At 62.3% G+C, this 23,799-nt stretch carries 26 protein-coding genes and 2 pseudogenes; 9 read left to right on the forward strand and 19 right to left on the reverse strand.

Going from position 1 to position 23,799, the window contains the following annotated elements:
* The 3 genes from DFO68_RS14230 to DFO68_RS14240 all read right to left on the reverse strand — a co-directional run.
* Nucleotides 1–708 (reverse strand): carbon-phosphorus lyase complex subunit PhnI (locus tag DFO68_RS14230; protein WP_166637583.1); only part of this gene is annotated, 708 nt, incomplete at its 3' end.
* Between the two features lie 3 nt (nt 709–711).
* The gene (locus DFO68_RS14235) at nt 712–1,260 is read right to left on the reverse strand and encodes a phosphonate C-P lyase system protein PhnH (protein ID WP_133484296.1); all 549 of its coding nucleotides are present in this window, start codon (nt 1,258–1,260) and stop codon (nt 712–714) included.
* 12 nt (nt 1,261–1,272) lie between these two features.
* The gene (locus DFO68_RS14240; protein ID WP_133484297.1) at nt 1,273–1,740 is read right to left on the reverse strand and encodes a phosphonate C-P lyase system protein PhnG; all 468 of its coding nucleotides are present in this window, start codon (nt 1,738–1,740) and stop codon (nt 1,273–1,275) included.
* Nucleotides 1,741–2,455: 715 nt separating this feature from the next.
* Here DFO68_RS14240 and DFO68_RS14250 point away from each other — a divergent pair.
* The 3 genes and pseudogenes from DFO68_RS14250 (at nt 2,456) to DFO68_RS14260 (ending at nt 6,085) form a co-directional block, all read left to right on the forward strand.
* A pseudogene (locus DFO68_RS14250) lies at nt 2,456–5,370 on the forward strand (Tn3-like element IS1071 family transposase).
* Between the two features lie 162 nt (nt 5,371–5,532).
* Complete coding sequence (locus DFO68_RS14255) at nt 5,533–5,820, forward strand: hypothetical protein (protein ID WP_003118420.1); 288 nt, start codon at nt 5,533–5,535, stop codon at nt 5,818–5,820.
* Nucleotides 5,821–5,842: 22 nt separating this feature from the next.
* Nucleotides 5,843–6,085, forward strand: coding sequence for a type I toxin-antitoxin system ptaRNA1 family toxin (locus DFO68_RS14260; protein WP_133484298.1), 243 nt, complete (start codon nt 5,843–5,845; stop codon nt 6,083–6,085).
* A gap of 64 nt (nt 6,086–6,149) precedes the next feature.
* On the opposite strand, the gene DFO68_RS14265 is transcribed toward DFO68_RS14260, so the two are convergent.
* From DFO68_RS14265 to DFO68_RS14280, 4 genes are all read right to left on the reverse strand, one after another.
* Nucleotides 6,150–6,854 carry an MT-A70 family methyltransferase gene (locus tag DFO68_RS14265; protein ID WP_051514669.1) on the reverse strand — a complete coding sequence of 235 codons (705 nt, stop codon included), beginning with the start codon at nt 6,852–6,854 and terminating at the stop codon, nt 6,150–6,152.
* The gene (locus DFO68_RS14270; protein WP_036514600.1) at nt 6,851–7,705 is read right to left on the reverse strand and encodes a BglII/BstYI family type II restriction endonuclease; all 855 of its coding nucleotides are present in this window, start codon (nt 7,703–7,705) and stop codon (nt 6,851–6,853) included. The genes DFO68_RS14265 and DFO68_RS14270 overlap by 4 nt, the downstream gene beginning before the upstream one ends.
* Before the next feature lie 93 nt (nt 7,706–7,798).
* Nucleotides 7,799–7,990: a hypothetical protein gene (locus tag DFO68_RS14275; protein WP_036514598.1), complete on the reverse strand. Its 192-nt coding sequence runs from the start codon at nt 7,988–7,990 to the stop codon at nt 7,799–7,801.
* The gene (locus tag DFO68_RS14280) at nt 7,984–8,187 is read right to left on the reverse strand and encodes a hypothetical protein (RefSeq protein WP_036514597.1); all 204 of its coding nucleotides are present in this window, start codon (nt 8,185–8,187) and stop codon (nt 7,984–7,986) included. The genes DFO68_RS14275 and DFO68_RS14280 overlap by 7 nt, the downstream gene beginning before the upstream one ends.
* 208 nt (nt 8,188–8,395) lie before the next feature.
* Between DFO68_RS14280 and DFO68_RS14285 the strand changes: the two genes are divergently transcribed.
* The 6 genes from DFO68_RS14285 to DFO68_RS14315 all read left to right on the forward strand — a co-directional run bounded on the left by DFO68_RS14285 (nt 8,396) and on the right by DFO68_RS14315 (nt 13,480).
* Nucleotides 8,396–9,007: a recombinase family protein gene (locus DFO68_RS14285; RefSeq protein ID WP_133484299.1), complete on the forward strand. Its 612-nt coding sequence runs from the start codon at nt 8,396–8,398 to the stop codon at nt 9,005–9,007.
* Nucleotides 9,004–9,273: a hypothetical protein gene (locus tag DFO68_RS16100; protein WP_432206850.1), complete on the forward strand. Its 270-nt coding sequence runs from the start codon at nt 9,004–9,006 to the stop codon at nt 9,271–9,273. Before DFO68_RS14285 ends, DFO68_RS16100 begins: the two co-directional genes overlap by 4 nt.
* Nucleotides 9,274–9,349: 76 nt before the next feature.
* The gene (gene parA / locus DFO68_RS14295) at nt 9,350–9,979 is read left to right on the forward strand and encodes a ParA family partition ATPase (RefSeq protein WP_133484300.1); all 630 of its coding nucleotides are present in this window, start codon (nt 9,350–9,352) and stop codon (nt 9,977–9,979) included.
* Nucleotides 9,980–9,999: 20 nt separating this feature from the next.
* On the forward strand, nt 10,000–10,215 hold the full coding sequence (locus tag DFO68_RS14300) for a chromosome partitioning protein ParB (protein ID WP_133484301.1): 216 nt from the start codon (nt 10,000–10,002) through the stop codon (nt 10,213–10,215).
* 55 nt (nt 10,216–10,270) lie between these two features.
* Nucleotides 10,271–11,533 (forward strand): replication initiator protein A, encoded by a 1,263-nt coding sequence (locus tag DFO68_RS14305; protein ID WP_133484302.1) that lies wholly within the window; start codon nt 10,271–10,273, stop codon nt 11,531–11,533.
* A gap of 897 nt (nt 11,534–12,430) precedes the next feature.
* Nucleotides 12,431–13,480, forward strand: coding sequence for a DNA-binding protein (locus tag DFO68_RS14315; protein ID WP_133484304.1), 1,050 nt, complete (start codon nt 12,431–12,433; stop codon nt 13,478–13,480).
* Nucleotides 13,481–13,595: 115 nt separating this feature from the next.
* On the opposite strand, the pseudogene DFO68_RS14320 reads toward DFO68_RS14315, so the two are convergent.
* From DFO68_RS14320 to DFO68_RS14375, 12 genes and pseudogenes are all read right to left on the reverse strand, one after another.
* Nucleotides 13,596–14,585, reverse strand: a pseudogene (locus tag DFO68_RS14320) (transposase); the annotation flags it as partial.
* A gap of 29 nt (nt 14,586–14,614) precedes the next feature.
* Nucleotides 14,615–14,935 (reverse strand): hypothetical protein, encoded by a 321-nt coding sequence (locus DFO68_RS14325; protein ID WP_133484305.1) that lies wholly within the window; start codon nt 14,933–14,935, stop codon nt 14,615–14,617.
* A gap of 58 nt (nt 14,936–14,993) precedes the next feature.
* Entirely contained in the window at nt 14,994–15,746 is a 753-nt protein-coding gene (gene phnF / locus DFO68_RS14330; RefSeq protein WP_133484306.1) for a phosphonate metabolism transcriptional regulator PhnF, read from the reverse strand.
* 105 nt (nt 15,747–15,851) lie between these two features.
* Nucleotides 15,852–16,724, reverse strand: a complete 873-nt coding sequence (locus DFO68_RS14335; RefSeq protein WP_133484307.1) for an ABC transporter permease — start codon at nt 16,722–16,724, stop codon at nt 15,852–15,854.
* Nucleotides 16,721–17,701, reverse strand: coding sequence for an ABC transporter ATP-binding protein (locus DFO68_RS14340; RefSeq protein WP_133484308.1), 981 nt, complete (start codon nt 17,699–17,701; stop codon nt 16,721–16,723). The genes DFO68_RS14335 and DFO68_RS14340 overlap by 4 nt, the downstream gene beginning before the upstream one ends.
* Before the next feature lie 17 nt (nt 17,702–17,718).
* On the reverse strand, nt 17,719–18,531 hold the full coding sequence (locus tag DFO68_RS14345; RefSeq protein WP_133484309.1) for an ABC transporter permease: 813 nt from the start codon (nt 18,529–18,531) through the stop codon (nt 17,719–17,721).
* A gap of 63 nt (nt 18,532–18,594) precedes the next feature.
* A complete protein-coding gene (locus tag DFO68_RS14350; RefSeq protein ID WP_133484310.1) occupies nt 18,595–19,653 on the reverse strand; it encodes an extracellular solute-binding protein in 1,059 nt (352 codons plus the stop codon).
* A 23-nt stretch (nt 19,654–19,676) separates the two neighbouring features.
* Nucleotides 19,677–20,849, reverse strand: a complete 1,173-nt coding sequence (locus DFO68_RS14355) for an alpha-D-ribose 1-methylphosphonate 5-triphosphate diphosphatase (protein WP_133484311.1) — start codon at nt 20,847–20,849, stop codon at nt 19,677–19,679.
* Between the two features lie 12 nt (nt 20,850–20,861).
* On the reverse strand, nt 20,862–21,587 hold the full coding sequence (locus DFO68_RS14360) for an ATP-binding cassette domain-containing protein (RefSeq protein ID WP_133484312.1): 726 nt from the start codon (nt 21,585–21,587) through the stop codon (nt 20,862–20,864).
* Nucleotides 21,584–22,402, reverse strand: a complete 819-nt coding sequence (locus DFO68_RS14365; protein ID WP_166637584.1) for an ATP-binding cassette domain-containing protein — start codon at nt 22,400–22,402, stop codon at nt 21,584–21,586. Before DFO68_RS14365 ends, DFO68_RS14360 begins: the two co-directional genes overlap by 4 nt.
* The gene (locus DFO68_RS14370) at nt 22,399–23,286 is read right to left on the reverse strand and encodes an alpha-D-ribose 1-methylphosphonate 5-phosphate C-P-lyase PhnJ (RefSeq protein ID WP_243726529.1); all 888 of its coding nucleotides are present in this window, start codon (nt 23,284–23,286) and stop codon (nt 22,399–22,401) included. Before DFO68_RS14370 ends, DFO68_RS14365 begins: the two co-directional genes overlap by 4 nt.
* Nucleotides 23,283–23,799: carbon-phosphorus lyase complex subunit PhnI (locus tag DFO68_RS14375; protein ID WP_166637585.1), on the reverse strand; the 517-nt coding region annotated here is incomplete at its 5' end. The genes DFO68_RS14370 and DFO68_RS14375, both read right to left, overlap by 4 nt.

Here is a 23,799-nt window from a genome sequence, read left to right on the forward strand (position 1 = left end):
CACATGGCCGTAGCCGCGCAGGGAACTGTAGGCGAGGCCGTTGAGCATCCCCGTCTCGCCGCGCGCCAGCGCCTGCAATCGGGCAGAGCGCGGCGGGCGTGGAAAGCGCAAGGGCTGCATGGTGATGTCCACGGGCTCCTCCTCGGGCGGCTCTGGCGGCTGGGAAATCAGTCCCATCTCGCGCAACATCTCGACCACGCGCGGCATCTCGGGCAGGGCCCCATCGTCGCCGCCCAGTGCCGCGATCACCTCCGAGAGGCGCGCGGCAGGCAGCTCATCCTCGAGCGCCCGGCGCAGGAACCGCAGCGTATAATCGCGCGTCGGGCCCAGATATTGCCCGCCCGGCACCTCCTTGAACGCTGACGAGATCCGCCGCAGCACCCGCATCTTGGCCACCTCGACCGGCAGGGCCGGCTCGATCCGGGGCAGGCTCGCGCGCAGCGAGCGCAGGATAAACGACGCCTCGATCGCGTCGCCCTCGGCCTGCACCAGGGCGGTCGCGGCCAGGCGGGGCGCATAGAACCCGGCCTCGGCCATGATCCGGTCCACTGCGCTGCGCTGGCTGCGCAGCATCATGTCGATCACCTCGAATGTAGGTGGCGCGGCCTCGGCATCGCCGCGATCAAGCCCTCCGAGACGCACGAAATCGAGCATCTCCTCGGCGGCCTGCATCGCCTCGGCGCCACCCCGGACAACGGAATAACCCATAGCTCAGCCCTCCAGTTTCACATGGCGCGGCAGGCCGAGCATCGTGCCATCCGGCCCGATCAGCAGCGCATCGACGCCCATCGGGAACCCGGCATTGACCTCGGCGCGGCGCGCGGCCCAGCGGGCCGAGAGCCCCCCGGCAAGAATGCGGCGGGCCCCGATCGGGCCAGGGCCGAAGACCGTAAGATTGCCCGAGGTATCGGCCGCAAGCGCGTCCAGCATGATCACCGCCAACGCCCCCTCTTGCGGATGCTGCAGGCTGCCGCGCCGCAGATCGACAAACAGATCGCCCGCCTCAGCCCCCGCCATCACGACCACCGCCGCCGCGCCAGGCGCGGCCAGCCGCAGCCCGCGTGGCGCGGCACAGCCTGCCGCCTCGGCGGCGGCAGTCACATGCACCGGCGTACCCACGGGCGCAAATGCGCTCAGCACCGCCTCGGCACGCGCCTCGTCACAGGCATGCAAGCGCCCCGGATAGGCCATCGCCGAAATCACCCTGCGCGCGATGCGCTGTGTCTCGAACGGATCGCTGGTTAGCTCGTCAAGCAGCATGGTCACGCCCCCCTAGCGGTCAGTGGTAAAGTCGCTGGCGGCATAGGCCTCGGCCTCGCCCCCGTCAAAGCGCACCCGTGTGGCGCGCACCGCCGCGCGCTCGGCGGCGTGTCGCCCTGTCGCAAGTTGAGATCCGAGCAGTTCGGTGATCCGAGCCACGCGCTCCGGATACTCTTCGGCGGCCAGCATGATCGCCGCGCCCAGGCGAGCGGCGTGCAGATCGTCGCCCACGCGGATCATGTAACCCTGAAGGCCCTGCGCCTCTGCTGTGGCCTCGGCCACCAGAACCTCGCCCAGAAAGAACCGCCCGCCCGAAACCGGATCAGGCAGCGGCAGCATCATGCGCGCCGTGCGCGCCCGCGCAGACCGCGCCAACGCCATCAGAGAGAAATCTTGAGCAACCTGTTTTAGAGCGGCCACCGGACTCGTGGCAACCAATCCAAATAAATGCTCTACTGTATGCTCTTGATTTGCGTTCATTTCTCAGCGCCAATCCCTGTCATGCACCTGTCTGAGCAGACGTCTAGACGTTGTATGTTCAAGCATCCGCTGTGCCCTACAAGCCTGAGCAGGCCGGCCAAGCGCGCACGCTGGCCTCGATGCCCGCCGCATCCAGCCCCAGCAGCGCTGACGTCTTCAAGAATCTTCGCTACTTCCTCCGCGGAGAAAAAGCTTTCAATCTTCGTATATCCCTTGTCGAGATATTCGCGTTGCTGCTCTGCAAACATGGTGATGCTCCAAGGTCTTCCAACGAATAATCGGGAGGGCAAACTGCGGCTCCTTCCGGCCTGCTGATTCGATCATGTAATCAATAAGTAACTTTGATCTACAGATCGATCATGAAAGGATGGTAGATCGTCGGTATGACATAGGCATGACAGCGGGACGCGGAATGCAACACAGAAGGATGGTCGCAGCGCCTGGCAACCCGAGTTCGACACCAAAATGCCGATTTCGCATTTTTGGTGAAGCCGCTTCCATGTGAGTCAACGACTTATGCACATTTTTGCGGAAGTTTTGTAGTGGCAACTGCATGAATGCTTTGTAGTGGGGGTCTCCTCGTTTTCAGTGCAATAAGTGACGGTACGCAAAGCTAGCACTGGCGCGGGGGTGGTCTGGGTAGACCGTTGATTTCATTGACTTTCCTGTTCGCTTTGTAAACGGGTATGGTGGCCTCCCACTTTTGAGGTTCACGATGCAGGGTTGGCACACAACGTTTTTGGGGATGCGTGGGCTCCCCCGCGATATCAGCGACTTCGAGATGAAGGCATTTTTCACCTTCGATGGTGCCGAGCGCGACGCAATCAATGCACGCCGAGGTGATTCCCACAAGCTTGGTCTGGCGCTCCATATTGGTTTCCTGCGCATGAGTGGGCGTTTGCTCGGTGCCTTTCGGGTAATTCCAGTAGCCTTGTGGCGCCACCTTGGCAACGAGCTTGGCATTGCAGCACCAGAAGTCGCCTCGCTGAGAGCCATGTATGAACGCGGGCGCACGCTATTCGATCACCAACAAGTAGCCTGCACGGTCCTTGGATTCCAGTGGATGAGCGAGCACCAGCGCCGCTCACTGGTACGTGAACTGCGCGACGAAGTGGCGCGCTGCGCCGACCGCGATCAGCTACTCGTGCGGGCGCGTCAATGGCTGTACAAGAACAAGCTGGTGATCGTGCACGAGCGGGCAATTCGGACACTGATTGCGGCGGCACTTGCCCAGCTTGAAGTTGAAACAGGCACCGCCATCGCCGCCAGCGTTGATCCAGCAACACTTGATCGCTGGCGAGCCTCAGTTTCAGAGCTGCGCCCAGATGGACAAACCCAGCAGAGTTGGCTATGGGCTGCACCGGCGAAACACTCAACCCGCCAAATCAGCGAGGTACTGGAGCGCATCGACCTGCTTTACACGCTGGACGTTCATAAGCACCTGGCAGACATCCCCGATCTCATCTTGCGCCGCTACGCGCGCCGACTTGTCTCCAGGCCGCCCTCAGCCGGAGCCAAGATCAAAGAGCCAGCGCGCACCGTGGAGGTCGCATGCTTTCTTCGGTATTGCCTGTTCACCACCACAGACCAGTTGATCCTTATGGTGCAGCGCCGGATCGCCGATCTGTGGCGTCAGGCTGCCGCCGATGTCCCCGCTACCGTCAATTGGGCCGCAATGTACAAAACGCTGCTCGGCGAACTTGTTGCCTTGAGCGCGCAAGGTGCGGTGCCAGATGCTGAGTTGCGTGCCCGTCTTGAAGCCTTGATCACCGAAACCCAGAAACGCAAACCACCGAGCAGGGCCTCCCTGGTCCGCGAGGGATTGATTGATGGAATTCGCCCCGTGCGGTCGTTGCTCGTCGCCATTGCAAAGCTGCCCTGGCAGGCCACCGGCGAGCACCTGCCATCGAGTACCTTGCCAAGCTGCAAGCTTTATATCTCAAAGGATCCAGAAAGCTGCCAGTTGAAGTGGTGGCACCAAGTCTGGGAATGATCTGGCAGGTTTCGATCTCCAGCCCAGACCGGGAACGGGCGTTTCAGGCGTTGGAGGTGGCCACCCTGTTTGCCCTGCGCCGCGCGGTGCGCAATGGCTCGGTCTGGATTGAGCACAGCCTGAGCTTTCGGGGTCGTGCGCGCTTGTTCTTCACGGACGAGCGTTGGCAGGCAGAGTCCAAGAAACACTATGCCCGTCTATCGTTACCCAGCAAGGCTGCCACTTTCTTGAAGCCTTTGCTGGCCAGAGTAACTGCCGGTGTCGATGCGGTGGCCGCTGCAGCCCGCAGTGGCGTACTGCGCGTGGATGATGAACTCCATTTGTCGCCATTGCCCGCAGAGGACGAAGACCCAGAAGTGACCAAGCTGCGCGCGGCTTTGGATCACCGCATCGGTGAGGTTCAATTGCCGGAAGTGATTCTGGCCGTTGACGCCCAGGTGCGCTTTAGCTGGATCATGCTCGGACGTGAGCCGCGCTCTACCGACGAGCTGCTGATGGTCTATGCCGGCATCATGGCCCACGGCACCAGTCTGACTGCGGTCGAATGCGCGCGCATGATTCCGCAATTGTCTGCCACCAGCATTCGCCAGGCCATGCGCTGGGCGCGGGACGAACGGCGTCTGAGCCAGGCCTGCCAGGCTGTGCTGGAATTCATGCAGCGACACCCGATTGCCGCCACCTGGGGGCGGTCCGATTTGGCATCTTCTGACATGATGAGCATGGAGACCACCAAACGGGTGTGGCAAGCCCGGCTTGATCCTCGGCGCAACACACCTTCCATTGGAATCTACTCCCATGTAAAAGACCGGTGGGGCATCTTCCATGCGCAGCCCTTTGTGCTCAATGAGCGCCAGGCGGGCGTGGCCATTGAAGGTGTCATCCGCCAAGAAAAGCTGGAGACCAGCCAGCTTGCTGTGGATACCCATGGCTACACCGACTTTGCCATGTCACATGCCCGTTTGCTTGGTTTTGATCTTTGCCCGCGGTTGAAGGAACTCAAACAGCGCCACCTCTTTGTGCCACGCGGCACCAAAGTGCCCGCAGAAATCGCTGCGGTGTGCGAAGCCAATGTCGACGTCGCTTTGATCGAAAAGCATTGGGATAGTCTGGTGCACCTGGCAGCCTCGGTCATGAGCGGACATGCCAGTGCGGTGGCAGCTCTTGCGCGGTTCGGTTCTGCCGCCCAGGGCGATCCAATCTATGAGGCTGGCGTGCAATTGGGGCGGTTGCTGCGTACGGCGTTTTTGGCTGACTACTTTGTCAAGGACGCTTTCAGGAACGAGTTGCGCCGGGTGCTCAATCGGGGCGAGGCTGTTAACGCCCTCAAGCGCGCCATTTATACCGGCCGGATCAGCCCGGCGCAGGCCAAACGTGTCGATGAAATGCAGGCTGTGGCCGATGCGTTGAGCCTGATGGCCAACATCGTGATGGCGTGGAATACCTCACAGATGCAGGCGGTCCTGGATCGCTGGTCGAACCGCCGCCAGGTCATTCCACCGGAACTGATCGGGAAGATTGCGCCCACCAGGCTGGAGAGCATCAACTTGCGGGGTGTGTTTCGCTTCCCGGTTGACCGCTATGCTGACCAAATCCTGCCTTCGCGGCCAAATGCATCGATAACTGGCACCAATGGATGAAACCGACCACGGTTTGACGCCACGAATCGCAGATTTGAAAGTGAACAGGAAAGTCAATGAAATCAACGATCTACCAACACCACCTCCGCGCCAGTGCTAGCTTTTCGTACCGTCACTTATTGCACTGAAAACGAGGAGACCCCACAACGGCGCACCGAGGAGTTGGGTCGGCGCCTGGTTGAGCAGGAGGCGGCCGTCAAGCAACTCAACGCCTCGAACGAACAGTTGGAGGCCAAGGCCAACGAACTGCTCACGGCAAAGCAACAGCTGGAACTGGCGCTGACCGCAGCCAAGTCATCCGTCACGGCGCAAGAGCAGGTCGTGGTCAGCATGCTGGAGCGTTTCAGCGCTACGGTGCCCAGTCCTGATGCGTCCGCGAAAGACCCTGTTGAAGGGGCAGAAAAAATGACACAGAGGAATGATAAAAACCCAACTGTGACAGGGACTTAAGCCTGTTTCTGCGGTTTTTTACATGAATCCCTGCCGACCCTCAATACAACAGTTTATCGAAACCAGCCAAGCAGTGCATCAAGCAGCGTCTGCTTTGGCCGCTTTGGAATATCTCGACCAGGAACATGCGCAGCAGCTCGGGCCGCTGGCCGAGGCGGTTGCCAATATGTTCATGGTGGTTTTCTACCAGGCTGAAACCGGCCAGGCCACACCACATGACTTCCAGGAGGCCATCGAGGCCGTGCGCCAATCGCTGACACCCTGATTAGATTTGAACGCCAGGAATGAAAGAGGCGGCCAACTGGCCGCCTCTTTTTTTTGGAGGATCGTCAGTCAATCCCATACGGTGCAGCGGCAAGGCTGACTGCCCCACTGGCTACCGTGCCGCGCTCTGATTGCGAGTGGTTAGAGTAAGTCGGCCAGTCCGGGAAATACTCATCGGACTGATTGCCCCATACCGCCCAGCCTTCACGCGGGCCGCGTGCGAACAACTCTAGGTAAGGCCCTGGGCTGCAAGACTCAACAATGTCATAAAACTCGTCTGGCTTGCGCGAGTGTTCGCGCTTGCGAGTGGCGAGATAGTTCACTTGTGTTCTGCCGGGCTGCAACGTCCTAGCGTTCTTGCCGCGAACACCGAATAGAACCAGCTCCGTGACATTGCGGAAATAGAAGCCAACGCCTCTACCGTCAGAGCCACCATCCTTTCGGATTTTGTGCCAGACGATATTGCTTTTGTACGAGAAGCCCCAGGCTTCCAACACCTTGATACCTTCCGGCAGCAGGGCATTAGGAACCCACAGGTAAAGGTGCGCGGTATCGGCGGCCAGTTGCTCTACAGGCAACGCCATAATTTCAGCCAGGTTCATCGTGCCGTAACGGGACAAGCGGCGATGTTCGGGCGCGACTTTGCCCGTCCGGTTCTGGAACTGCCAGGGCGGATCCGCAAGGATTGTTGAAAACTGCTTATCGCCATGCAGTTTCAGCAGGTCTTGCCCGGCCTCAGATAGTGCTGCATCGGCTTTCTTGGTTGTCATGTTTGGTTCCAGTCCTCTATCAGCTTTGGCGTGATGCCGAACACCAGGATTGGACAGCCACCATGCCGGCCGGCATTGAGCCGGTACAGCAGTTTGCCCATCCATGTGGTACTAGCGCCGTATTTGGCCCGTACCGTCTTGGGCTGGCCTGCCTTCTTGCCTGACTTGAATAGCTCAGGTTCGCCGGTCTTGGTCAGTTGCGGCACCACTTCAAAAACAGGGTTTAGCTTCTCGCTGCGTGTGACCATGACGCCCAGGCTAATCAGCCCGCACTCATGGAAGGCACGCATCGCGTACAGATCGCGGTCAAAGGTCTGATCCTTTGAGTTCCATTCCAGGTCGAAGGCAACGCGACCTTTCACGTAGTCGATTTTGTGGCCGTCGATGAAGTTTTCGATGACCCGAGGCGTCGAGTCTGACCGTTTGGTCTTGCGGGTTTTCCCGCTCGGCAAAACTTCCTCGTCGTACTCCTGCATTCTCACCAGTAGATCACCTTGGATACGGGCTTCGACCCAGCCAGCAGGCCGCAGCGTGCGGGAATACTTTTTCGGCATGTCCGACTCATTGCCCCCTGGCGTTCCAATGTCCTGAGTCGTGATCCGGAAATCGAGCAACGCCCGTTCAATCTCGGCCAGCTCATCAGGAAAGGACGTTGCCAAGATGGCCGCCGCGTGTCGGTAGCTGTACACGTCATAAAGCGCCCGCACTTCTGCGCTGATGTATTGCTCAATGTCTGCCTGATCGTCGGCATTCGGGCCGGGCCGGAGTGAAACATCATCCGCGCCGTTCTCTTCGGGCAGCTCGTCGCCCTCTGTCTGGTTGTCCAGATCTGGATCTTGTTCTTCGCTCATGTAAAGTGTTTGCAGCCATCGCTATGCCTCCTTGAAAGGCTGGTTGTGGTTAGGCTGATCGACCGGTTGCCCCCGGTCAGTCAGCCGCTTTTCTTATTCCGCGTTCGAGATCGCTTCCAGGCGCTTCAGGCGCTGTTCCAGGTCGGTCGCAGCCTTCAGGGCCTCGATGCCTAGTTCAGCCAGCAGCGGATTGTTTGCCGCCGCTAGGGCCTTCACATCACTGACAAGCAAGGCGGCGCATTGCGCCGCCTTCGTTACGTTCTCGCGTTCCGTATCGCTCAACATGCCGCCCCCTTCTGGTCGGTAGTCCTTCGGTCAAAGGGCAGGCTGGCTTGCCGGCCTTGTGTTGACTGCTGGACATACTCGCGCATGAAATCCCGAATCAATACCGAGGCGGGCCGGTCGTTTGCCTTGGCCGCTCTCAGAAAGGCTTGTTTCAGGTCAGCATCGACGCGGCAGGTGAAGTTTGTTTGCTGTTCCATCCTGCATCCTCTTAATAACGCCGTCTGTACTATGCACTAACATTGTAATGCAATCAATCGCCATAGGCTTACGCTGAAATTGTCTTGAACTGTCGCGGGTTTTAGGACTTGAGCGACAAACCAAAGGCGGCGCAATTCCGGGCTGTGGCTTGTCGCCTGTTTTAGTCTCATAATGCACCTATCAGAGACTAAAACCAGAGACAACGCCATGAGACACCAGGACGACCCCGGAACCCTCGACCTGATAACCGGCCGGCTGCTGCTGGGCTATGCCCGAGTGAGCACCGACGACCAGGACTTAACCCACCAACGGGCCGAGCTGCACGCGGCTGGCTGCACCCGCATTTACGCCGAGAAGATCACCGGCACCCGGCGCGACCGCCCGGAGCTGGCCCGCCTGCTCGATCACCTGCGACCCGGTGACGTTGTGACCGTGACCAGGCTCGACCGGCTGGCCCGGAGTACCCGCGACCTGCTGGACATTGCCGAGCGCATCCAGGCGGCCGGCGCTGGCCTGCGCAGCCTGGCCGAGCCGTGGGCCGACACCACGACCCCAGCCGGGCGCATGGTGCTGACCGTGTTCGCCGGCATTGCCGAGTTCGAGCGAACCCTAATCATCGACCGCACCAGGAGCGGCCGCGAGGCTGCCAAGCGGCGCGGGGTCAAGTTTGGCCCCCGCCCTACCCTCACCCCGGCGCAAATCGAGCACGCCCGCGAGTTGATCGAGCAGGAGGGCCGCACCGTCAAGGAGGTGGCCGCCCTGCTGGGTGTGCATCGCTCGACCATGTACCGCGTACTGAACAAGGAGACCACCCAATGACCCACCGCGACGACGAGCCGGCTTTCATGGACGACGAAGGCCCATCCAACGACCTGCCCGCGTTCATATCCACCACCAACGCCCGCGAGCTGTACGGGCTACGCGAAGGCGAGACCGTGGCCGAAGCCATCACCCGCCACCAGGACGAAGGGGCCGCCGTGCGCCGACTGACACCTGACGAAATGGCCGAGCTACGGCGAGACATGGCCGAGTCATCGGCCTGGGCGCGTGCCGAGCTGGCCCGTCGGCGTAAGGAACACAAATAAGCAAAAACACCTTTACTCATTTGTATTTTGTGTTATGATGCTTTGAGTAAATCAACAAAGACGCAAGGGGCACATCATGCACGTTATCGCTGTTTTGAATCAGAAAGGCGGGTCAGGAAAAACGACCATTGCCACCCACCTTGCCCGCGCCCTGCAACTGGACGGGGCCGATGTTCTGCTGGTCGATTCTGACCCGCAGGGCAGCGCCCGCGACTGGGCCGCCGTGCGCGAGGATCAACCCCTGACCGTGGTCGGCATCGACCGCCCCACCATTGACCGGGACTTGAAGAACGTCGCCCGCAAAGACTTTGTGGTAATCGACGGCGCACCCCAGGCGGCAGACCTGGCCGTGTCGGCCATCAAAGCGGCCGACTTCGTTCTGATCCCGGTACAGCCTAGCCCCTATGACATTTGGGCGACTGCTGATCTGGTGGAGCTGGTCAAGCAGCGGATCGAGGTCACAGACGGACGCTTACAGGCCGCCTTTGTGGTGTCGCGTGCCATTAAGGGCACCAAGATCGGCGCAGAGGTGGCCGAGGCGCTGGCTGGCTATGGCCTGCCTGTTCTGGAATCGCGCATTACCCAGCGCGTTGTTTACCCAGGCACAGCGGCCAACGGTACGACCGTCATGGAGGCCGAACCGGCTGGCGATGCCGCCGCCGAAGTCCGCGCCCTGGCGGCTGAACTGAAGCATAAACTTATTTGAGCTTTTGAGGATTAACGCAAATGAGCAAGTCAGGAACCTTGAGCGCAGGCCGCCCGAGCGCGACCAGGAACAAAGCCGCCACCCTCGCCAGCCTGGCCGACGAGGCCAGCATGAAACGGGTCAATTTCCAGCTTTCCGCCGCCCTGCACACCAAGTTGAAGGTCTATGCCGCCAGTCACGGCAAGACCATTACCGAGATTCTGACCGATTACGTCGAGCAACTACCGGAGGCGTAGAAGAGTAAAGGCGCTTTTACTCAGTTACGTTTTAGCAGCTAAAGGAGAATAGCCCATGACCAAACGCCCCCAAGGGCCGCAGCCCATCGGCAGCGTTGTCGGTGACGACCTGATAGACCGGGTTCAGAAGATACGCGAGCGCAGCAACCAGCGCCGCATCGAGGCCGAAGCGCGCCCCGGTGAGTCATGGGCAGACGCGGCCGCCAGGTTGAGGAAAGAAGGACAGGATAAGAAAAGCACTCGTGACCGCAGCCTAGAGGAAGATTTGCTTGATAGGAGTTGGGCAGATGGGTCTGTGCAGCAGACGCAAGCAGAAACACGCTCAAATATCCGTAAGCCACCGGCCGCTGACTGCCAGCCTGATTTTTTCGTGCCAACACTCTATGACGTAGGCACCCGCGACAGTCGCAGCGTTATGGACGTGGCCGTGTTCCGCCTGTCCAAGCGAGACAAGCGAGCCGGTGAGGTGATCCGCTATGACCTGCCAGACGGTTACGTTGAAGTTACGGCAGGGCCTTACGGCATGGCCAGTGTGTGGGATTACGATCTGGTGCTGATGATGGTCTCGCACATGACGGAGGCCATGAACCGCTATCGGGAAGGGAAGGGCGACAAACCGGGCCGCATCTACCGGCCCCATATAAGCGACATTCTCAAGTTCTGCCGGCGTGGTGATGGTGGCAAGCAAGCCAGCGAAATCGAAGGTGCCCTTGATCGACTCAAGGGCACATCCATCAAGAACGTGCGTGAGCGGCCATCCCCCAACGGTAAGCGAATGATGCGTGAGGTTGAGGCGGAAGGGCTGATAAGCGGTTACAAGGTCTTGTCCCGCACCGACAACGGCAAGATTGCATCTGTCGAGATCGAAGCCCCGAGGTGGATTCACCAGGAGGTCACGGAAGGCAAGAACCCGGACGTTCTCGCCGTGCATCCCGATTACTTCCTGATCGAACCCGGCATTGGCCGGTACATCTACCGGCAAGCCCGGAGGGCAGCCGGCAAGGATCAAGCCGTGTGGGCGTTCCAGACCCTCTATGAGCGCAGCGGCAGCGCCGGAACGCTCAAGAAATTTGCCTTTACGCTGCGGAAGCTGATCGAGGCCAACGACCTGCCCGAATATCACCTGGAGGAACAGAAGGGGCAAAACGGGCCGCTTCTGGTGATGACGAATCGGGCATGGCTGGCTGATCTGGAAGGACTGGGCGCGTTGGAGTACCGGCAGCAGCTGATCGACAACGGCATGGAGCCTTCGGCCGCCAACAAGGAGGCACTGTCTTACGCTCGAAAACAGCGGAAGGCCGGGGAGGCGGGTTCCTAATGTACGGAGGAAACCGGCTCAGACCATTAGGGCAATATGCCCTAAGCGGCTTTCCGATCCTTTGCACCCCTCAGCCTGTGGATAGACCGTACATTAGGAACCGTTCTCCGTACATTAGGAACCATTCTCCGTACATTAGGAACCATTCTCCGTACATTAGGAACCGGGCACATTCGTAAGTCTATGTTTTTAAATAAAAAAATACGGTTTTTTTGCTCTAAAACTTATTAAAACTAAATAAAAACTTTATTAAAACCCCTCAGCCTGTGGGCAAGCCCCAGCCCTGGCAACAAAATCGACAGCCGAAAAGTGCCTATCGGCACGCCTGCCCTTCGGTCGCTTCGCTCCCTTCGCCCCGCCGCTTCGCGTCGGCCTATCGCGGCCGGTGGCCGCTCAAAAATGCCTGGCCTGCGGCCAGTGACTCTTTTCAGGTCGCGGCAAGCCGCGACGGTGCCAGCTCCACCACCTCAGCCCAAGCCATGCACCTGCGCCGCCTGAAAGGCCGCTAAAGGTTTGTCAGTAAGGGATCGAGGCAACCCCACCGCCTGCGCCCATCCTGAACGACTGCGCCGACTGCAAGGCCGTAAAGGTTGAACGCCAAGAAGGGGGGCGGGGAGCCGCTGCAACGATCTGCGCGCCGGAGCAAGGCCAGAGCCGCCAGAATCGCGCCACACGACGCGGAAGGGATCAGCCAAGGGGTCAGCCTACCCCCACCCCTGAAAACGCCTCTGCGGGCGTTCTATGCGGTCGGTATGTTCGGGCAGGTTCCCAGAGGCCGGAGCTGGGCCGATCCTCGACCAGGTGGCGGCCGGTGTATGGCCTGGCGAGTTGTAGGCTTGTAAAATGTAGTATGTAGTAGTATCATACAACATATTACAACATACAGAGGTTTTACAGATGGCCGTCACCAAAGAGCAAATCCTTGCCGCCGCTGACCAGATCGCCGCCGAAGGCCAGCGCCCGACGCTGGAGGCAATCCGCCAGATCACCGGCGGCAGTTACACCACGATCAGCCCGGTTCTGAACGAGTGGAAGGCGAAGCAGACCAGCACCGCCGCGCCGATCCGCGAGCCTGCCCCCCAGGCCGTGGCCGACCGCCTGGCCGAAGTCGGGGCCGAGGTCTGGAGCATCGCCCTAGAGCTGGCGAACGCCCGTCTAGCGTCCGAACGTGAGGCGCTGGAGAAGGCCCGCGCCGACCTGGAAGCCGACCGGGTAGAGGCAACCGAGCTGGCCGACCGCCTGGCCGGTCAGGTTGACGAGCTGCAATCCCGCCTGGCGTCCATTGAGGCGGCCGAGGCCGCCGCACGCGGCGAAGCCGGCGAGCTGCGCGAGGCCCTTACAGCGATGAAGGAAAGGGCTGCGACCGCAGAGGCGCGAGCGGCTGAATTGCGGACGGAGCTGGATCACGCGCACCAGGAGGGCCGTCAAATGCGGGGAGAGCGCGACCAGGCCCAGGGTGTTGCCCTGGAGAGGGCGGAGGTTATCGAGAAGCTGCGCGACGAGCTGGCGACCGCTCGCACGACTGCCGAGCAGTCCGAGCGCCGGGCGGCAGAATTGCGGCTAGAGCTGGATCGAGCGCACCAGGACGCCGACAAAGCGAGCCAGGCGCTTGCGGATCAGCAGCAGGCGAGCCGGGCGAAGGCTGCCGAGCTAGACCAGATCAAGGGCGAGCTGGTCAAGGTGCAAGCCAAGGCGGAGGCCGATCAGGCCGCGCACCAGGAGCAGCGCAAGCAGATGGCACAAGAGGCGGCCCGGCAGGCGGAACGCTACACCAAGGCCCAGGCCGACCGCGATGCTGCCCGCAGCGACGCAGCGCAGGCCCGCGAGGATGCCGCCCGGCTGGCCGGTCAGCTCCAGGCGCACCAGGAGCAGGCCGCCGCGTTGCTGGCCCGGATCAACCCGGCCGAAAGCAAGCCAGCGAGCACCAGGAAGAAAGGCGGGGAGTGATGCCCGCCCCTCAAGTGTCAATAAAACCCCCCGGCACCATCGCGGGGGCCAGGCACTTGAAGAGGGTCGGCAGGGATTCATGTAAAAAACCGCAGAAACGAACCTAACCTTATGATTATATTGGAATAATGGTGACTTCGAAATCCAGCGGACCGATCTTCCGGCGGAAGTCGAGTGTGTAGTCTCCAAATCGGTTGATATGGGCCGTGCGGAACGGCGCAAGGCCGCCCAATATCTCCGGCGTGATCTCGGTGCCTTCGTCGAGAAGCTCTCGCAGTACACGTGTCATGCCCACCACGTTGTGCAGGATGATCATGTTGGCCACGAGGTGGTTGTACTTGATGACCTTGCGCTGCTCGTGCCGGATGTTTTCGGCAATGATCCCCTCTCCCCCGAAAAACGACCAGCCGGCAAAGCCGTTGAATTGTTCGCTCTTGTTGGTTTCGGCGTGGATCACCTTGCGCAGTCCGACGTCCCCGATGTAGCTCAGCAGAAACATGGTCCGGATCACTTTGCCGAGTTCGACGAAGGCGAAGTACAGCTTGTTCTTGCGGCTGTAAGTGCCAAGTCGGCGCAGGATGGCCGATGGCGTGATCTTTCCCGTCTTGATAGACACAGCCACCCGCAGCATCGCCGGCAGATGCAGTTCAATCAACTGCCAGTCGATCACGTCGCTGAACAGCGTATTGATGTTCTGGTACACGGTGCCCGCCTGCGGGCGATGGAATTTCAGGTCCTGGATGCCTCGGATGCGCGGCATGAGCTGGATGCCAAGCAAGTGAGCCAGCGCAAAAACCGGGTAGCTCTGTGCCTGCGTGTCACCGTGGATCGTGTCGGGCCGAATGTCGGACTCGTTGCTCATCAGCCCATCCAGGATGTGGATCCCCTCATAGGTGCCACAAGAAATGAAGTGACTGAACAGTGCGATGAACTTGTCGGAGACATGGTAGTAGCCGATGCCGCCGTAGCCGCCATAGCGGATGTGGTGCTCGGACAGTAGGTTCTGCTCGTACAGGTTCCACTTGGTGCCATCGGCCGATGCGTGTTTGCCGGTGCCCCAGTAACCGGGCAGTTCGAACTTGTTGTAGGCGTTAATCACCTTGACGTATACTTGTGCTCATGCGGTTGGATTTCCTATCCCCAGCTTTCTCGTTCTGGTCTCATTTTAATGTCCTTATCCAATTGGTCGAGCACAAAGACGGCAAGGAAGATTACCACCAGGATCGTGCCGACATGGCAGTAGGTCTGGCCCTCCTTGGTGTCGAAATGAATGCCAGCCGCCTGCGTCACCTCATTGAACACCGGCTGGAAATCGGCCTTGGTGCCGCCGTCGGGGGGAATCAGCATCACGCGATAGGGATTTGCAGCCGTGCCATCGGATTGTTGCGCGTCGGCGCCGGTGATAGAGATGAATGCCGCAGCAGAAACCACAACGAAGGGATTGACAAGGGACATGGTTTCTTCCTTGGTCGTCGGGGTTTATTGACTGGGGAATAAGGGTTGCAGCCGACCCTCAGTCCGGCAGCGGGTCTTCCGAGGTCCAGCTAGCTTCGGCCACGGAAAGTTGGATGCGATCGCCGCGGAACTGGCTGATCGCGTATTCCTGAACGAGACTGGATTCTCGGCACGCATTGACACCTTTGACGCGCAGAACCGGGCGGTTTCGCGGCATCCGCAGCGCGAGCGCGTCTTCGGGGAGCGGCAGGCGTGTCGTGATCAGGCTCTCGACCCGGTCCAGTGTCACGCCTCCCGCCTCCCGCAGATGGCGCGTCAGGGATCCCCCCTCGTAGGTTCGCGCCGCCTCTGCCGCAGCCCCCGTCAGGAAATGCAACGTGAGCGCATAGGACAGATTGTCCTCGCCGCGCAGGGTGCGCAGGCGCAGGACCGGGGCACCCTCAGCCACGCGCAGCCGGCGGGCGACCCCGCCCTCGGCCCCGATCTCGGCCCGCTCGAGCAATGTGACCCGCGCCGTGCGACCCGACGCCGCCAGACGTTCGGTGAAGCGCGTGTCGCGGCCGATCCCGTAGACCAGCCCCCGCGCCAGCACGCGCGTTCCGCGGCCATGCACCCGCTCGACAAGGCCCTCGGTGACGAGTTCGTCGACGGCCCGGCGAAGGGTGTGCCTGTTGACGCCGAAACGCGCCGCCAGTTCCGGCTCGGCGGGCAGCCAGTCGCTCTCGTCCAGACCCTGCTCGATATCGCCGCGCAAGGCCGTTGTGATTTGTGCCCAAATGGCGATCCCGGAATGTCTGACAAGCTGTGGCACCGACTTCTTCCTACCCTATTTTATTGACATCTAATCCATAATCGTTGACCCGACCACCTTGGTGGTCTGAAAGATGACGGGGCCGGGCTCGTCTCGCACGACCGGTCATGTTGCATTCTTGCAAGGTTTGTCCTCACGGCTGACCTTCTTTTCGTGCCGCCGAACCCCAAGCAGAACCGCCACGCCGAAAACGAAGGCAAGCGCGCCCAGGAAAATCATTGTGAAGGCTGCGGCCACGCGGATTTCGAGGTTCATGAAGGTCTCCAGCAGGGCCACGCCCACAGGCCGGTATTGCGCAGATCCGAGAAAGAGCGAGCCGTTGATCTCGGCGAAGGAGATGATGAAAACCAGAACCGCGCCCACCCCTGCCGCGCCGCGCAGATTGGGCAGGATGACCAGCCGGAACACCGTCCACTCCGACGCCCCGAGCGTGCGCGCCGCGGCGCCGACGGCGGCGCGGTCGAACCCCGACAGCGCCGCCATGACGGGCCAGACCATATAGGGCAAGGTCCAGATCACATGTCCGAGATAAAGGATTTCCCAACCGCCCAGCAGCCCGGGAAAGGCAAGGATCAATGACATCGACAGGATCATCGGTGGCAGGACAACCGGCAGCCCCACCAGTTCCCGCGCGAGGGCGCGACCCGGAAAGCGTAGCGCCGACAGGAAATACGCGAGCGGTACCCCGAACAGCAGATTGGACAGCATCACCACCAGTGCCAGCGCAGCGCTGAAGCCGATATCGCCAAGCCCGAGAGCCAGCGCCTCGTGATAGGCCGAGAGCGACAGCCCGCTCAGACCCCGGCTGTCCCATCGCGCGGCGAAAGAGCCGATCATCAGCACCGCCAGAGGCAGGCCGAGAACCAGCGTCGGCGACCAGACCAGCACCGGCTCCAGCCCGCGCCACAGCCGGTCCGCGAGCCGCGCAAGGCGCAGGCCCGCGGCTGGCTGGCCAGAGATCGCGCGAGCGGGCATCATGCGCTTTTCTCCGTCAGCGGGACGTCTGCGAACGCGGCGCGCTGTGGGTCGACCACGAGCCCCAGGCGGTTGCCCGGCGCGTAGGCGCTGTGCTTGGGCAGATCGACGACGATATCTTGTCCGGTCTTGCTCATGCCGAAGACGCGCACGCGGTCGCCGAGAAAGACCTGCCGCGTCACCTCGATCACCAGATCGGCGCGCGCGCCCTCCTCGGGCAGTCTCAGATCCTCGGGTCGCAGCACCGCGCCCTGCTGCCCGTCGAGCAGGTTGACGAGGCCAAAGAACCGCGCCACGCCGACATCGTTGGGCGCAAGATAGAGATCGCGCGGCGATCCGGTCTGCACCAGCGCGCCATCGCGCAGCATCACGATCCGATCCGCCAGCACGAAGGCATCCATCTGGTCATGGGTCACAAGCAGCGTCGTGATATCGAGCCGCTCCAGCAGCGCGCGCAGTTCCAGCCGGATCGCGTCGCGCAGGATCGGATCGAGCGCCGAAAGCGGCTCGTCCAGCAAGAGCACGCGCGGCTCGATCACCAGCGCGCGGGCCAGTGCGACGCGCTGCCGCTGTCCGCCCGACAGCTTGTCGATGGGCCGTTTGGCAAAGCTTTGCATCTGCACGAGGCTCAGCGCCTCCATCGCGCGGGCGTGGCGCTCCTTGCGCGCTACGCCGCGCACCCGCAGCCCGAACGCGACATTGTCCAGCACATCGAGATGCGGGAAGAGCGCGAAGCTCTGAAAGACATAGCCGATCCGTCGCTCGGCCACGTCGAGCCCGCCGATATCAACCCCGCCGATCTCGATTCGGCCGCCATCGGCCTCGACCAGCCCGGCGATGATGTTGAGCAGCGTGGTCTTGCCCGAACCCGAGGGCCCCACCAGCGCCGTCACGCCCTGCGATGGAAGGTCGAGGTCGATCTGGCGCAGCACCTCGGTCTGCTCATAGCTCTTTGAAATCCCGCGCAGCTCAATGCTCATCACGCTCTCCTTATCGGTCAGGGGGTGGCCGGGCGGATGGCCAGCCGCACAGCAGTGGTCAGCCCCAGCACGATCAGGGCCAGGATCACGGCCATCGCCGCCGCCGTCGAAAAATTGAGAAATCCGGTGAATTCCCGGTAGATCACCGCCGGGTAGATCGGGATCGACCGCGCCAGAAGCAGCGCCGGGCCGAACGATCCCATGGCCAGGATGAAGGAAAAGCTCGCCGCCTCGACGATCACCGGCCGCAAGAGCGGCAGCGTCACGAGAAAGGCCGCCTGCGAGCCCTGTGCCCCCAGCGTGCGCGCAGCGGGCACCAGCGCGGGGTCAAGCTTCTCGATCGCCTCGGCCAGGATGAGCGCCGAGCGCGGGATCTGGAAACTGAGATAGGTGATCGCCAGCCCGGCCAGGGTAAAGGCCAGACCGGCGGTCGTGCTGGTCCCGAAGAGCGCGCGCTCGATCAGCACCAGCGCCCCGGCATTGCCCATCAGCGCGATCACCAGCATACCGTAGACGATCCCGGCAAAGGCGAAATTGATCTGGCTGGATATCCGCAGCGCCCCTGCCCCGGGCAGTCCCCGCCCGATCCGCCAGGCCAGCGGCAACGCCCAGGCGGTGGCCACCACCGAAGTGACGGCGCAGAAGATCAGCGTATCGCGCAGCGAGGCCATGAAATAGCTACTGCTCAGCACCTGGGCATAGGCATCGAACCCAAAGCCGCCGTCCTGCCCGGTCAGGCTGTTCCCGGTCAGCACGACAAGGGGATAGAAGAACGCGAGGATGACGAAAGCCGCGATCAACAGGCTGGTCGTGATGATGAAACTACGCATGGCGTTCCCCTCGGGATGAAAGGCAGGCGCCGCAGCATGCGGCACCTGCCCTTGGCGTCTGGCTCAGCTTCCAGCCAGACCGATCTGGCCGAGCGCCGCGTCGATGTCACCGCCCCGCAGCACCGCATCGGTAAAGGCGCGCTTGAGATCGGCCACATGGGCAGCGGCATGAGGGATGTTGATCGTCACCTGACGCTCGATCGCCGGGAAGCGGCCCAGCACCTCGGCGGGCACGCCCTCGGTGATCACCGGACGGAAATAGGCTTGCGCGATGATGGTCTGCGCCTCGGGGCTGATCACCCAATTGAGGAAATCCATAGCCTTCTCCGGCTCGGGCGCGCCCTTGGCCATGGACATGCCCAGCGGCACCGAGGCCACGCCCTCGGAGGGGATGACGACCTCGACGGGGGCGCCCTTCTCCTTTTCGATCAGGATATTGCCCTCGGCGTCGATGGTGATGGCACATTCGCCCTGCGCCAGGCGCGGCGCCACGATCTCGGTGCGATAGCTGTGCCCGTTATCCTGGAACGCCTTGAGATATTCCATGCCGGGGCGGAAATCGTTCTCGCTGCCGCCCATGATGAAGTTGATCGAATACATGTGCACCGAGGCCGTGCCCGACCAGGTCGGATCCATCGAGCAGGCCAGCCCCTTGTATTTGGGGTCCAGCAAATCGGCCCAGGAGGTGGGCACCGGCAGGCCCTTGTCGGCCAGCACGTCGGTATTCACGCCCATCACGATATTGGCGGTGGCCACGCCCCACCAGTATTGCTCGGCATCCTTCAGCCCCTCGGGGATCATGTCGAGGCGATCCAGCGCGGCGGGCTGGGTCAGGCCCTGCTTTTTCGCTTCGACCGCGATATCGAGCGACCAGTAGGCGGCATTGGCCTGGGGGTTGGCCTCTTCGAGCTTGAGCGCGGCGAGCGCGGTGCTCGAGCCGTTCTTGAGGTCAAGCGTCGGCGCGATGCCGGTCTTTGCGGTATAGGCGGCAACAAGACCCTCCCAATTCATGTATTTGCTGGGCAGCTCGTAGACCGTCAGGGTCTCGGCCGCCACGGCGACGGAGCCGAGGCTGGTGAGGGCAAGGGCCGCGGACCCGATGAGCAGAGAGTGAAGTCGCATGTCAGAACCTCTTGGGTTGAACGTCAGTTGGCAGTCTGGTTAAAACGATGGTCGCGGTAGACGGTGCGTCCGCCGCGCCAGGTGTGACGCACCACAGGATGCCCGAGGCGCGTGCTCACGAGTGCCAGATCGGCCCGCAATCCGGGGGCGATCCGGCCTCGATCCGTCAGGCCGAGCGCGCGCGCCGGGCCATGGGTAATCAGGGCGATGGCCTTGGGCAGATCGGCCCTGCCTTCCTCGACAAAGCGGAAGGCACCGCAGATCAGCGAGGGCGGACAGTAATCCGAGCAGATCGCATCGAGCGCCTCCGCCGCCAGCGCATCCACCGCATTGAGATTGCCGCTGGCCGAGCCGCCGCGCAGGATGTTGGGACCGGCCATGGTCACGGTCCAGCCCAGGGAACGGGCGCGTTCGGCGGCCTCGATCCGCACCGGCATTTCGGCCAGCCGCGCGCCGAGCGCATGCATCTCGTCCACCTTGGCGGCGCTGATATCGTCATGCGACGCGACCAGAAGGCCCAGATCGCGCGCCCGCGCTCCGACGCGGGCCTGATGTTCGCCCTTGAGATTGCGCCGGGCGATCTTTTCCATCACCAGTTCCTCAAGCTCGCTGTCATCGGCATCGGTCAGTTGACGGTTGAGGGATTTATACGCCTCGATATCGGCGAATTGTCCCTCGCCGGGCGTGTGATCCATGATCGAGATCATCCGCACCACCGGATGCGCCATCGCCTCCAGCGTATAATCGGGATCGGCAGTCACCTCATAGCGCAGGTCCACCCAGTGCTCGGCCAGCAATTGGCCTTCGTCCTGATAGCGCGCGATGGCGTCCATGATCGCACCCGAGAGGCGCTTGGAGCGGCCCTTGGCCTCGTCCTCGAAATAGGCGATGGCGTGCAGCTTGGTGGTGATGCCCCAGGCCACGGCGTTCTTGTCCGACTGCATCAGGCCCACCTCGACCGGCATCCGGCGGCTGCCGGCGCGGGGACCGAGCGCGCCGATCTCGAATTCGATATCGTCGCCATGCAGGTCGATCGCACCGGGGATCAGGAAATCGCCCTCGGCATCCACCGTGACGGCCCCCTCGGGCGCGGCCGCATCGCCCAACTCGGCGATCATGCCGTCCCGGATCACGACGCGCCCCTCGCTCACCTCATCGGGCAGGACGATCCGGGCGTTTTCGATGATGGTTGTCATGCGCGTGTCTCCTCAAACTGTGCAGGGGTGATTGGCGTGCTCCGCCACGATCCCGCCCTTGTCGATTTCCAGAACGCGGTCGGCCAGGTGCGCCACCGCCTCCATGTCGTGAAAGATGCCGATGCCGCTGATCCCCGCGCGCTTGCGCGCCAGAAGCACATCGACGATGCGCGTGCGCGTCTCGGGATCGAGCGCCGCCGTCGGCTCATCGAGAAAGAGCATTCGCGGTTCGCCCATCAGGGTCAGCGCAAGGTTCAGACGCTGTTTTTCGCCGCCACTGAAGGTGACGGGATAGACATCTTCGAGCGCGGGCGAGAGCGCCAGATCGGCGAAGATGCCCCGCGCCCGTGCGCGTGCCGCCTCCGGCTCCAGTCCGACCGCGCGCTCCAGCATCAGGTCGAGAGCGCCGACACGCGGCGCAACGCTGAGCGCCTGCGAGACATAGCCAAAATCGCGTTCGGTCAGGTCCAGCAGGGCGTGATCGCCCATCTCTGTCAGGCTCTGCTGTGCGCCGTTCCGGTCGCGATACTGCACGCGGCCGCTGTCGGGACGATAGATCTGCACGAGGCATTTGAGCAGTGTCGATTTGCCTGCCCCCGTGCGCCCGACCAGCGCGATGAACTCGCCCTCGGCCAGATCGAAGGAGACATCGCGCAGCGCGGGGATTTTCCGTCCGCCCAGAAGATGCATGACGAAGGTCTTGTTCAGGCCCTGCGCGCTCAGAATGGGATCGGTCATAGTGCGGAACTCACAAGAAGTTGCGTATAGGGCGCTTGCGGGTCTTCCATGAGCTGCGCCACGGTGCCGCGCTCGACCACGCGACCGGCCTTGAGCACGATGGCCCGACGCGCCATCAGGCGCAGCACGCTCCAGTCATGGGTGACAAGGATGATCGCCAGGCCCAGGCGGCGATGCACCTGCCGGATCAGGTCCAGCGTGCGCGCCTGCACCGACAGATCGAGCCCCGTCGTCGGCTCATCCAGCAGCAGCACCTTCGGAGAGTTGACCAGCGCGCGCGCGATCTGCACCCGCTGGCGCATCCCCATGCTGAGCGTGCCGGTCTTGAGATCCATGCGCCCGGCCAGTTCCATGTGATCGAGCATGTCACCGGCCACGCCGCGCATCTCCCCGATATGGCGATTGCCCGCGGCCAGCATCCGCTCGACCACGTTGCCCCCGGCCGAGACCCCCATCATCAGGTTGCGGCGCGGGTTCTGATGCACCACCCCGATCTCGAAGCTGCGCAGATAGCGGCGCTCTTGCGCGGTGGCGTCATGCACCGGCACGAGACCCTCCTTCCAGGGCGCGTAGAGGATCGCGCCATCGCTCGGATCGCGGGCGAAATCCAGAATGTCGATCAGGGTGGATTTTCCCGCGCCGCTTTCGCCGACAATGCCGAAGACCTCACCCGGCATCACGTCGAAGCTGACATCTCGCAGTGCCCAGACGGTGCCGCATTGCGGGCAGATATTGGTTTCGGCCACGAAATCGGGGGCATGGCAAAGCGCACAGCCCTTTCCGTGGCGCAGCGACAGTCGCTCGGCGCGGATCACTGGTCCAGCCATTGCGCATCCTCCAGTTCTTCGCCGCGGCGCGCGCGGCAATAGGCGGTGTCAGAACACACCCAGTCATAGGCACCACCCATCCGCAGCACCGGCGCCAGAAAGCTGTCGGTGGACTGGCACAGCAGGCAGGCGTGTCCCTCCTGCTGCTCGACGCGGAAGGGGTGATCGTCAAACCCCAGCGGCACGACCGAGGTATAGGGTGGAATGGCGTAGATGCGCTTCTCGCGCCCGGCGCCGAAGAGGAACAACGCCGGCGAATTGTCCATCATCGGCAGGTCCCAGCGCGGCACGTGGGTTGGATCGAGCACATATCGCCCGCCCACCATGACCGGATAGCGCCCACCGATCATGATCTCCCCGTGGTCGATCACGCTCTCGTAAAGCCGCAACCAGAGCTTGGCGTAATCGCCCTCGGCATGCATCTGCCGCGACACCGCCTCGGAGCGTTCAAAAAACCGTAACGCATCGGGAAAGGCCGATTGCAGCACCACGATCTGCCCTTCGGCCAGCGGCGCCTCGGGCACCTTGTGGCGGGATTGGATGATCGTGGCACGCGCGGGGTCGCGAGTGGCCACGTTGCCCGTCACCGTTCCGATCATGCGGCGCAGGTTCTGGGCGTTCACCGTCTCGTCATCGCCCTCGTCGATCACCTTGAAGCGGTCCTCGCGGCCAATGATCGACAACGTGATCTGCAGCCCCCCCGAACCATAGCCACGCGCGATCGGCACCTCTTCGGAGACGTAAGGCACCTGATAGCCGGGGATGCAGACCGCCTTGAGGATCGCCACCCGGACCGAGCCCTTCATGAACTCGTCGAGATAGCCGTAGGGATAGGCCGGGGCCTCCCGGGTCTGTGCTTGCATTTCGGTCATTCGGCCATCTCCCCGGTATTGGCGCGGCTCTCTGCGTCGCGCGCCTCGGCGCGCCTGGCGTTTGCCCCCGCCAACCGGTCCATGACCGAGGCGAAAAGCATGTAATGCGGCTGTTTGAGATGCTCGACAAAGCCGAGGCTTTCGATCCCGTCGATGTGATAGAGCACGAATTCCATGTCATCGGCGGGCCCGTCGCTGGTGCCTTCGGCGAGGCAGCCATCGAGAATGGCCATGGAAATCGCCCGCGCCTCCTGCTGGCCGAAACTGGCGCCGAAGCCCAGATCGAGGCGGATATCCTCGTCGCCCGTCGCCGTGACCATGGCCACGCCCGAGATGATCCCGTCGCAGAGCGTGAGCGTCACCTCGCCGATATCGACCGGCACGTCCCATTGCGGATGCTTCACCCGCACCGGCACGGCCCCCACGCGCAACTCGCCCAGGGTCGGATGCACATGGCCGTAGCCGCGCAGGGAACTGTAGGCGAGGCCGTTGAGCATCCCCGTCTCGCCGCGC

The sequence above is a fragment of the Halomonas ventosae genome (assembly GCF_004361885.1).
GTDB lineage: Bacteria > Pseudomonadota > Gammaproteobacteria > Pseudomonadales > Halomonadaceae > Halomonas > Halomonas ventosae_C.